We start from the raw sequence: 8,032 nt of genomic DNA, 5'->3' as shown, positions 1-8,032 counted from the left end.
CTCACCCCTGACAGCGTAACAGCCTGTCATTTCGAGCGAAGCGAGAAATCTATCGCATTATTATCATTTTACAAAATACTTAGTCGGACACTAATGTTTTTTTTTATAAATCTCACAAATCAAAAGTAATAAAACGCATTGCTCTTGACAATAGTGTAATTTATTTTGCAAGAAATCTTTTGTATCCCCAAAAAACGATAGCAATATATAAAAATCATCAGGGCTGAAGCCCAATGTCGTTTTCAATTACGCGACCCTGCCCTGAAGGACAGGGTTCATAACCTTAACCTATGCCCCCTGTGTTTTGCACCCCTACTAAGCAGCATTAATGCTTAACAATAACCCCGTCCTTAAGGGCGGGGACAAAGCTAATTTACAAGCATGGGCTTTAGCCCTGACTTTGATAGTGAGTATAGGCTATCAGCAAACCTCATAATTCTATTAGGTATGAAGCCCATTGTCGTCTTTAATTCCGTAACCCTGCCCTGAAGGACAGGGTTTATTCTATGCTCTCATACATCAACTAGGAGTTTGTCCAGTACAAGTTCAATTTAACTACACCACAAAATCAAAACAAGTTATACATCTCCGAGATTATCTAACCTGCCAGCCTGCATCCTGATTGGTTACACCGCTAGTTGCCAACTAGCTGTTTATTGTTGATTTTATTGCTAAATCGAGGTGCAATTAGCTGTAATTATTTGCCAACCATTTTTAAACAAAAATCTTTAATATGCATCCGAACGACACCCTTGTAAGTTGATATCTCTGGTATTTCATCCATTGTAACCACATACTTTGGGAAATTATCGGGTATTTCAAGAAGGTTTCCAAATTCGCGATTAATCATTTCCTCATTGGTTAGCATATACGCCACTTGCACATATATTTTATTGCCAGCTTTCTGTGCAATAAAATCAACCTCCTTTTTCCCCTCCACGCCTACTGTTACGGAATAACCAGCCATTCTTAGATGCAGGTAAACAATATTTTCAAGTATTTTATGAATATCCGTAGCTTTATAGCCAACAATTGCATTTCTAATTCCAACATCTTCAAAGAAATACTTTTCGCCGATTTCAAATATTTTCTTTCCCTCAATACCTGTGCGCTTAACCTTAAATATTAAGAATGAGGATTCAAGGTAACCCAAGTAATCAATTACTACCTGTGTTGAAATATTAATTTTCTGAGATTTTAGGTATTCACTTATTTTCTTAGAGGAAACAATACTACCTAGGTTATCAGACAGAAACGCCACCAAGTTTTCCAAAAACTTTACATTTCTGATGTTAAATCGAGCAACAACATCTTTAAGTAGAATAGTGTTGTATATACTTGTTAAATACTCGTATGCAACCTGAATCTCATTGCTTAGGTTAATTAGGTAAGGCAGACCACCAAACTGCATATATTCTTTAAATGAGTCAACAGTATCGGAGATTTTATTAAAGATTAAAAATTCAGCATAGCTTAAACCAAAGACTTTTATTTCGATATATCTACCGCATAAGAAAGTTGCAAGTTCACCCGACAGCAGGTTAGCATTACTCCCCGTGCAGTAGATGTCGTATTTTTTTCTTGTTGCTAAATCTCTAAGCGTAATTTCAAAAGATTCAATATCCTGAATTTCATCAATAAACAGGGCTACCTTTCCGCTACCTTTTACATTTTCGTTAATGTAACTAAATAGGTCATCCGAATTCTTAATGGATGAAAACTCATTTTGTTCTTTGTTGATGTATATAATCTGCGTATCGGATTCCTGAGTTTTTATTAGGTCTTTTAGTTGCATAAGAAGATAACTTTTCCCCACTCTTCTTTGACCCACCAATACCTTTATCAGCGATTTACCGATAAAAGGTTTTATCCTTTCAATATACATGGGCCTATTAATGTAGTCTATCATAGTTCAATTATGTTATACATTCAATACAAACATAGTAAACCTTCAATTATAATTGACAAATATAGTCATTATATATTATTCTTCAGTTATAAAACAAACACTTTAATAAATATCATCTTCAATTCCTTAACCTGCCCTAAAGGACAGGGTTACATTCCATAACCTATGCCCAATGGATTATACAATCCCCACCAAGCAGCAGCTGTACATAACAATAACCCCGTCCTTTAGGACGGGGGCATGGCGCCAACGAACAGGCAGGGGCTTTAGCCCTGACTTTGACTACAGGAGCAGCCCATCTACCTACACCATAACCTATCAGGGCTAAAGCCCAATATCACCTGTAATTTCCAACCCTGCCCTAAAGGACAGGGTTATATTCCATAACCTATGCCCTATGGGTTATACAATCCCCACCAAGCAGTAGCTGTGCATAATAATAACCCCGTCCTTTAGGACGGGGGCATGGCGCCAACGAACAGGTATGGGCTTTAGCCCTGACTTTGACTACGGGAAGAGCCCATCAGCAAACACCATAACCTATCATGACTAAAGCCCAATATCATCTGTAATTTCCAACCCTGCCCTAAAGGACAGGGTTACATTCTAACTTTACTAGAAAAGGGGTATCTCAAATAATGAGACACCCCTTTAATTATATCAATCTGTTTAAAACTAATCGTCGAACCTCTGCATAAGCAGTTCAAGGATTTGCTTACCGGCAAGCGATACCGATGTGCCGGGGCCAAAGATAGCCGCCACACCTTGGTCGTATAGGTACTGGTAATCTTGCGATGGGATTACGCCACCACAAATCACCATGATATCCTCACGACCCAGCTTTTGCAACTCCTCCATAACCTGAGGCACAAGGGTTTTGTGACCAGCAGCCAAGCTCGATACGCCCAGAATATGCACATCGTTCTCAACGGCCTGCTTGGCAGCCTCGGCTGGGGTTTGGAATAGAGGTCCGATATCCACATCGAATCCTATATCGGCATAACCAGTGGCAACCACTTTTGCGCCACGGTCGTGACCATCCTGCCCCATTTTGGCAATCATGATACGTGGCTGACGACCCTCAAGCTTGGCAAACTTGTCGCACAGCTCGCGGGCTTCGGCAAATACTTTATCATCCATAGATTCTGCTGAATAAATTCCTGAAATTGAACGGATAACCGCCTTGTAACGACCAGCAACCTTTTCGCAAGCATCGGAAATTTCGCCAAGGGTAGCACGTAGCCTTGCCGCCTCAACCGATAGCTCTAGGATGTTACCCTCGCCTGTTTCGGCGCATTTGGTAATAGCGGCCAGAGCCTCTTGCACTTTGGCCTCGTCGCGGTTTGCCTTAAGCTCCTTAAGTCGACGCAGCTGACTTTCGCGCACTGCGGTGTTATCAACATCTAAAATTTCAATTGGGTCTTCCTTGTCGAGGCGATACTTATTTATGCCCACAATAATATCGCGGCCCGAGTCGATACGAGCCTGCTTGCGAGCAGCAGCCTCCTCAATCCTCATCTTGGGGATACCAGTTTCGATGGCTTTTGCCATACCGCCTAGCTCCTCAACCTCCTGGATAAGAGCCCATGCTTTTTGAGCAATTTCTTGCGTAAGCTGCTCAACGTAGTACGAGCCAGCCCATGGGTCAACCGCGCGGGTTACATCGGTTTCCTCTTGAATGTACAGCTGAGTGTTACGGGCAATACGAGCCGAGAAATCGGTTGGTAGTGCAATGGCCTCATCCAACGCGTTGGTGTGCAAGCTTTGAGTATGTCCAAGAGCTGCAGCCATAGCCTCGATACAGGTACGAGCCACGTTGTTGAATGGATCCTGCTCAGTTAGACTCCAGCCAGATGTTTGGCTGTGTGTACGTAATGCAAGCGATTTTGGGTTCTTAGGATTGAACTGCTTCACAATTTTTGCCCAAAGCAAACGCGCTGCACGCATCTTGGCAATCTCCATGAAATGGTTCATACCAATGGCCCAGAAGAACGACAAGCGTGGGGCAAAAGCGTCGATATCTAGTCCAGAATTTACACCAGTGCGAAGGTACTCAAGACCATCGGCAAGGGTGTATGCCAACTCAATATCGGCAGTTGCGCCAGCCTCCTGCATATGGTATCCCGAGATTGATATGCTGTTGAACTTGGGCATGTTCTTAGCCGTGAACTGGAAGATATCGGCAATAATCTTCATTGAGAATTCGGGTGGGTAGATATAGGTATTACGCACCATGAACTCCTTAAGAATGTCGTTTTGGATTGTACCGGCCAGCTGGTCGAGGGTAGCGCCCTGCTCGAGCGCAGCACCAATGTAGAAAGCCATAACGGGCAACACGGCACCGTTCATGGTCATCGATACCGACATCTTATCCAAGGGGATTCCATCGAAAAGGATTTTCATATCCTCGATAGAATCGATGGCCACACCGGCTTTACCAACATCGCCCACCACGCGGGGGTGGTCGCTGTCGTATCCGCGGTGTGTTGCCAGGTCGAACGCTACCGACAGTCCCTTTTGGCCTGCGGCCAGATTACGACGGTAAAATGCGTTTGACTCCTCGGCTGTTGAGAAACCTGCGTACTGACGCACAGTCCACGGTCTCATTACGTACATAGTGCTGTAAGGCCCACGCAGATATGGTGGCAAACCTGCTGCATAGTTCAGGTGCTCCATATTCTCCAAATCCTTCTTGCTGTAGATAGGTTTTACAGCAATCTTCTCAGGCGTTTCAAACCCATCCTGCGAGGCCTTAACCTCTTGGGCAGCGTACTCCTGATCAATTTTTATTTGTTTGAAATCTGGTTTCATTTGTTTTATCGTTTTAATAACTTATTCAACACTGAGGCGCTGAGGCACAGAGTTTATAATTCTCCTAAAATTCTTCTACGAATCCCTTCCTTTAAAAGAGGCGCATTAAAGTTGATGAGCAGTCCTAACTTATGACCCGATAGTTTAAGGTAGGTTACTAGCTGGACTTCATGTACAGGAAGAATAACCTCAACCGCTTTCAATTCAACTACCAATTTGTTTTCTACCAGAATATCAATTCTAAACGTTTTACTCAATTGATTTTCTTTATATACAATTGGCAGTTTTGCCTGAGGGACAAAAGAGATGCCTCTAATTCTAAGCTCCTCACAAAGGCAATGCTGATATACAGACTCCAAGAGCCCAGGGCCTAATTCCCTGTGCACATCAATGGCAGCTGCAATTACCTTTTTTGTAAGTTTATTGTATTCTTCCGATGACATATCTCTCTGTGCCTCTGTATCTCTGTGTTTATTATATTCCCAACTGCTCCTGGTAACCGCGTAAAGTTTCAAGAACGTTGCTTTTTACGCTGATAAAGTTGGTTATGCCTTTGGCCTCGAGAGCGGGTTTGCAAGCGGGTTCGCCGGCAACCGTAAAAATGGCTTTGCCATTTAGCTTCTCGAAAACTTCGGTGGCAAGGGTTTCGTACTCATCGTCGGATGAGCAAATTACCACGATATCGCTTTTGGCATCGAGAGCAGCTTTTACACCCTCATCAACAGATTTGAAACCAATATTATCGACAACCTCGAACCCAGCGCAAGCAAAGAAGTTGCAGCTAAACTGTGCACGAGCCCTTCGGAATGCCAAATTTCCAAGCGCCAGCATGAATACCTTAGGACGCTTGCCTGTAGCATCGGTTTTAAACCTAAGCTCCTCGAAAGCCTGCGATTCGCGGTACTGAGCCAATGGCTCACAAACGGCACCATCGGCCATCTGGGTTTCAGGTTTCTTAACAACATCGAGGTTAACAACCTTTTGGTCGGCCACCTCGCCAAAGTTAGGATACTGGTTAGTACCCAACACGGTTTTGCGACGAGTAGCAATATTCGACTCGCGCTTATTGGCAACTGCCTTAATCTCGCCCTGAATAAATCCATTGGTGAACGCCTCAACGTAGCCACCCATATCCTGAACCTTATTGAAAAGTTCCCAAGCGTGATTTATTATTGATTGTGTAAGAGTTTCGATGTAGTAGCTACCAGCAGCAGGGTCTATTACCTTATCCATGTAAGATTCTTCCTTGATAATAATTTGCTGGTTGCGCGCAATACGCTCCGAGAAAGCAGTTTGCTTTTGGTAAGGTGCATCGAAAGGCAGAACCGTTAGGCTATGAATACCGCCAATAACTGCCGACATGGCTTCGGTGGTAGTACGAAGCATATTTACGTATGGATCGTACACGGTTTTGTTCCACACGCTGTTCACTGCGTGAATGCAAATTGCAGCCTTATCATTGCAGCCATAGGCTTCGGCAATTTTTGCCCAAAGGTAACGAGCAGCCCTAAACTTGGCAATTTCCATAAAGTAGCTAGGACCAATGGCCATAGTAAATTTCATTTTACCAAATGCCTCATCAACCTTAATCCCCTGGTCGGTTAGCCAGTTGATGTACTCAGCGCCCATAGCCAGCGAGAATGCAAGTTCCTGAACAGCCGATGAACCAGCGTTGCGGAAGATATCGCCCCTAACGGCCAGCAGCTTAAACTGCGAAAGATCGCGGCCAGCTTCAATAGCCTCTTTGGTGCGAGCGGCTGCGGTTTGTGCATCGACACAAAACTTGCCCTTTAGGCTAAAAGCAGCAATGGGGCTGTAGTTAAATGATCCTTTAGCCGCAGCAACATCGATTTTAGCATTGTTTAGATACTTGATAAACTCGGCGATTAGCTTACGCGATTTGCAGTCGGCCTCAAAGTTCACTTCAGTTTTAGTGATATCGATGCCTTGTAACAGCTTGGCAAAATCGTCAGCGGTATGCTCACACTTGCAGCTAAAGATAAAGCCAACCGACTCAACGCCTCTGTGGGTAAGCGCATCAACCGCCTTGGCGTTGGCCTCGGTAACGTTGCACGCCTCGTAATCTTGCCTTACCAGCCAGCTGTTGGTTTTTGGGTTAACACCCCTAGTATAGGGAAACTCTCCGGGCAATGCGTGAGCATTTTTCACTTGCTCCAGATCCTCGGCGCGATAGTAGGGCCTAACGCTAAAGCCCTCCATGGTTTTCCAAACCAGCTTTTTATCGTAATCAGCGCCCTTTAGATCCTTGTTAATCACCTCTTCCCACTCCTGTGTTGACACAGGAGGAAATTCGGCGAAAAGTTTAGAATCCTTTTTGTTTTCTGCCATAACGTATTTGTGTTTGATTTAGAATCGAGTGGCAAATTTACAAACTATTAAATATTGTAAAGATTGAGAAGCAGCAATAAATATCATAAGGTGTTGTGAAGCATATATTGGAAGATGAGCTTACATACGGGTTACGATTTGTAAGAGCATAAAAATGATTTGAGGTGGATCGAATTTCACTTCCAATGGCTATATAATAAGGCAGAACACTTGCGTTTGGTGTAATTACGATGTATATTTACACCACATATAAAAATCAAAATTATGGGAAGACAAAGTATATCATTCACACAGCCAAATGACGAATGGCTAAAGAAGAAAGTAGACAGTAAAGAATACACCAGCAAAAGTGAACTCATCAATGATTTGGTTAGACAAGCCAGAAAACAGCAGGCGCAGGTTGACTGGATTAGGGCTAAACTAGAGAAAGCTGAAAGTAGTGGGTTTACCAATGAAAGTAGAGATGAGATCTTAAGCCAATCAAAAAAATTGATTAATGGCTAAATATAGATTGAGCAACGAAGCAAAAAAAGACTTGATAAGAATTCATCGCTATGGAGTTGAAAGATTTGGAACGACCCAAGCTGACCTGTACTTTAATTCCTTTTTTGATTGTTTTGAGATAATTGCAAAGCAACCATTTTCCTTCGAATCGGTTGATTACATAAAAAAAAGGTATAGGCGTTGCGTGTGTGGTTCAGACAGCATTTTCTATAAAATTAATCATGATATAGTAGAAATAATGGCAATAATTGGAAGACAAAACTTGAAAAGCATTTTATAAGCATTCAAAATAATAATTACACCATAGTCACTTTTGCAGATTCTAATTCAATGTCGTTTAGTTAACAGAGTAAGAGGGTGTCTCAAAAGCCTTTTGTGGAACTTTGTGAAAACCTCTGTGGAACTTTGTGCTATTTTTTAAAGTGCTATTACACAAAGATCCCAAAGAAGTAACAAAAA

The 8,032-nt window shown here is 42.8% G+C and carries 7 protein-coding genes; 3 read left to right on the top strand and 4 right to left on the bottom strand.

Features of this window, described 5'->3' with window-relative positions:
• Window positions 1-697: 697 nt before the first annotated feature.
• Window positions 698-1,909: an ATP-binding protein gene (locus tag G8O23_RS16815; protein WP_166367023.1), complete on the bottom strand. Its 1,212-nt coding sequence runs from the start codon at window positions 1,907-1,909 to the stop codon at window positions 698-700.
• Between the two features lie 172 nt (window positions 1,910-2,081).
• Here G8O23_RS16815 and G8O23_RS16810 point away from each other — a divergent pair, with 172 nt between their 5' ends.
• Window positions 2,082-2,237 (top strand): hypothetical protein, encoded by a 156-nt coding sequence (locus tag G8O23_RS16810; protein ID WP_166367021.1) that lies wholly within the window; start codon window positions 2,082-2,084, stop codon window positions 2,235-2,237.
• 347 nt (window positions 2,238-2,584) lie between these two features.
• Here G8O23_RS16810 and scpA read toward each other — a convergent pair whose 3' ends face one another.
• The 3 genes from scpA to G8O23_RS16795 are packed head-to-tail and all read right to left on the bottom strand — an operon-like array spanning window position 2,585 to window position 7,069.
• Complete coding sequence (gene scpA, locus G8O23_RS16805; RefSeq protein WP_166367019.1) at window positions 2,585-4,720, bottom strand: methylmalonyl-CoA mutase; 2,136 nt, start codon at window positions 4,718-4,720, stop codon at window positions 2,585-2,587.
• 53 nt (window positions 4,721-4,773) lie between these two features.
• A complete protein-coding gene (locus G8O23_RS16800) occupies window positions 4,774-5,163 on the bottom strand; it encodes a GxxExxY protein (protein ID WP_166367017.1) in 390 nt (129 codons plus the stop codon).
• Between the two features lie 31 nt (window positions 5,164-5,194).
• Entirely contained in the window at window positions 5,195-7,069 is a 1,875-nt protein-coding gene (locus tag G8O23_RS16795; RefSeq protein WP_166367015.1) for a methylmalonyl-CoA mutase family protein, read from the bottom strand.
• Between the two features lie 264 nt (window positions 7,070-7,333).
• Here G8O23_RS16795 and G8O23_RS16790 point away from each other — a divergent pair, with 264 nt between their 5' ends.
• Entirely contained in the window at window positions 7,334-7,573 is a 240-nt protein-coding gene (locus G8O23_RS16790) for a ribbon-helix-helix domain-containing protein (RefSeq protein WP_166367013.1), read from the top strand.
• A complete protein-coding gene (locus tag G8O23_RS16785; protein WP_166367011.1) occupies window positions 7,566-7,853 on the top strand; it encodes a type II toxin-antitoxin system RelE/ParE family toxin in 288 nt (95 codons plus the stop codon). The genes G8O23_RS16790 and G8O23_RS16785 overlap by 8 nt, the downstream gene beginning before the upstream one ends.
• Window positions 7,854-8,032 lie beyond the last annotated feature (179 nt).

Origin of the sequence: Perlabentimonas gracilis, from assembly GCF_011174675.1 — a bacterium.
GTDB lineage: Bacteria > Bacteroidota > Bacteroidia > Bacteroidales > Tenuifilaceae > Perlabentimonas > Perlabentimonas gracilis.
Note: the sequence above shows the minus strand (reverse complement) of the source record. Positions and strands in the feature narration are given on the sequence as shown.

Excerpts from the sequence above, each read along its gene's own strand:
- G8O23_RS16815 (WP_166367023.1), bottom strand. The coding sequence starts at position 1,909 with ATGATAGACTACATTAATAGGCCCATGTATATTGAAAGGATAAAACCT.
- scpA (WP_166367019.1), bottom strand. The coding sequence starts at position 4,720 with ATGAAACCAGATTTCAAACAAATAAAAATTGATCAGGAGTACGCTGCC.
- G8O23_RS16810 (WP_166367021.1), top strand. The coding sequence starts at position 2,082 with ATGGATTATACAATCCCCACCAAGCAGCAGCTGTACATAACAATAACC.
- G8O23_RS16800 (WP_166367017.1), bottom strand. The coding sequence starts at position 5,163 with ATGTCATCGGAAGAATACAATAAACTTACAAAAAAGGTAATTGCAGCT.
- G8O23_RS16785 (WP_166367011.1), top strand. The coding sequence starts at position 7,566 with ATGGCTAAATATAGATTGAGCAACGAAGCAAAAAAAGACTTGATAAGA.
- G8O23_RS16790 (WP_166367013.1), top strand. The coding sequence starts at position 7,334 with ATGGGAAGACAAAGTATATCATTCACACAGCCAAATGACGAATGGCTA.
- G8O23_RS16795 (WP_166367015.1), bottom strand. The coding sequence starts at position 7,069 with ATGGCAGAAAACAAAAAGGATTCTAAACTTTTCGCCGAATTTCCTCCT.